1 protein-coding gene is annotated in these 2475 nt (G+C 48.7%); it reads right to left on the reverse strand.

Annotated features, from left to right (window positions below; translation table 11 throughout):
• Positions 1-109: 109 nt before the first annotated feature.
• Positions 110-2475, reverse strand: a 2366-nt coding sequence (locus tag AB7D94_RS14740; protein WP_420266720.1) for a beta strand repeat-containing protein, incomplete at its 5' end; no start/stop codon positions are given.

Genomic DNA, 2475 nt, shown 5'->3' on the forward strand with positions numbered 1-2475 from the left:
TAGGGGGTACTCTTGCCGGTAACCCAGCGGGTGTAGTTATTTAGACGCTTACGAATGTCCGCGATCTCCCTAAGCTAACAATTGTCATCAACATGTGTACGAAACTTCTTTACGGGTAATAAACGGCGCTGATGTCGTAATCTTCAACCATAATAGCTCTGATGATACTGACGGGCGGCATTGACATTCCATTGACCGTCAGATGCGTCAACACACTGCCCTCAGTCGGCGAGAAGTAAAATATCCTAACCGAACCATACAGCCAGGAAGCGTTACTGCCTTGTCTTAGAGCTGTTGTTACCATGTTAAAGTTCTCGTCATACACCGTCACCGAGCCGCTTCCGGCCACTGCAAAGGAAACGGTCTGTACTGTGTTGTTATCAATTATTGTCTGAGTAAGCGGATATGAAGTCGAAGCCGGATTGTATAAGTCTCCGCTATAAATGGCCGTTATCGAATGGGTGCCAATGGGCAGCTCCGCGGTTGCCAATGATGCCTCTCCATTGACAAGGGCATCTGTCCCAAGAATGGTCGTGTTATCAGTGGTCATGTTGTCCATAAATAAAACTGTGCCGGTGGGTGAATTAGGCGAATCACCGGTAACAGTCGCAGTGAAGGTTACCGGCGCGCCGTAGGCAGATGAACTCATGGACGATGTGACCGTTATATACGCGATGACCTGTGTGAGTACAACCGATGTCGAGGCAGGGTTGTTTGAGTCTCCACTATAAACAGCAGTTATCGAATATGTGCCGACCAACGGTAAAATGCTTAGGGTGGCCTGTCCATTGACGTCCAATGCAACGGTTGACAGGGGCGTCATGCCAGACATAAATGTTATGGTGCCTGTTGGTGAATTCCCCGTAACTGTAGCCGTAAAGGTTACCGCAACCCCATAGTTTGCTGGATTCCTGGATGATGTAATGATGACAGTCTTCACAGTCTGATTGAGAACATCCGATGTAGAGGATAAATTGTTTGTATCTCCACTATAAACCGCTATAATCGAATGTGTACCCGCAGCCAGCGATGAGACTGTCAGATAGGCTTTTCCCCTTTCGTTGATCGAAACAACGCCAAGCGTGTCAAATGTGGTTGTGTTGTCCATAAAGGTAACAGTCCCCGTTGGAGATACTCCTTTAACTGTTGCTGTGAAGGTTACTAACGCCCTGAAAGCCGATGGATTCGCAGACGATGTGATGGTTGTTGTCGTTGCCTGTGTTACGAGTTCATTCAATGCCGCCGATGTCGAAGCCAAATTGTATGTGTCCCCTGAATAAACCGCTGTTATTGGGTGTGTACCTGCCGAAAGAGAGGATGTAGAATACGCAGCTTGTCCGCTTGCAAGTTGAGAGGTGCCAAGTGTGGTTGTGTTGTCCATAAAGGTAACAGTCCCCGTTGGAGACACACCTGTAACTGTTGCCGTAAAAGTTACCGCCGCCCCATATTTCGATGGATTCAGAGATGTAGCAATGGTCGTTGCCGTTATGTGACTTACCATCTGAATTAATGGCTCAGATGTTGATGCCAAATTGTATGTGTCCCCCGAATAAACCGCTGTTATTGGGTGTGTGCCTGCCGAAAGAGAGGACGTAGAATATACAGCCTGTCCGCTTCCATTAAGCGACACTGCCGCAAGTGTGGTTGTGTTGTCCACAAAGGCCACTGTACCCGTTGGCGATGTACCGGTAACCGTTGCCGTGATGGTTACCGCCGCCCCATATTTCGATGGATTCAGAGATGTAGTAATGGTTATTGCCGTTGAGTAACCTACGGCCTGACTTAACGCCGCAGATGTCGAAGATAAATTATGTGTGTCCCCCGAATAAACCGCCGTTATTGGGTGCGTGCCTGCCAAAAGAGAGGATGTGGAATATACGGCCCGTCCGCTTACAAGTGATGCGGTGCCAAGCGTAGCTGTGCCATCTTTAAACGTAACATCGCCTGTTGGAGATGTCCCTGTTACTGTGGCTGTGAAGGTTACAGATGTGCCGTACGTTGATGGATTTAGAGAAGAAGCAACGGTTGTGGTTGTCGTTACGGCATTTACGGTCTGATTCAATGCCCCTGATGACGAAGTCGAATTGTTCGTGTCCCCTGAGTAAGACGCCGTTATTGAATGAGTGCCGACTGAAAGTGACGAAGTAGAATATGTGGCTTGTCCGCTTGAGTTAATCGAGGCAGAGCCAAGAGTGTTCGTGCCATCTGTAAATGTAACAGTACCTGTTGGAGAGTTGCCCGTAACAGTTGCCGTAAATGTGACCGACACGCCGTGTATTGATGGATTCAGAGACGATGAGACGCTGGTAGTTGTTGGAGCAGGAGTAGGCGTTGGAGTAGGCGTTGGAGTAGGCGTCGCCGAATTGACAACCTGTGCCAATGTCGTCGAAAGCGAAGCAGAATTGTATGTATCCCCTCCGTAAACCGCCGTTATTGGGTGCGTGCCTGCCAAAAGAGAGGATGTGGAATATACGG

Origin of the sequence: Candidatus Magnetominusculus dajiuhuensis (assembly GCF_046044395.1) — a bacterium.
Taxonomy (GTDB): domain Bacteria; phylum Nitrospirota; class Thermodesulfovibrionia; order Thermodesulfovibrionales; family Magnetobacteriaceae; genus Magnetominusculus; species Magnetominusculus dajiuhuensis.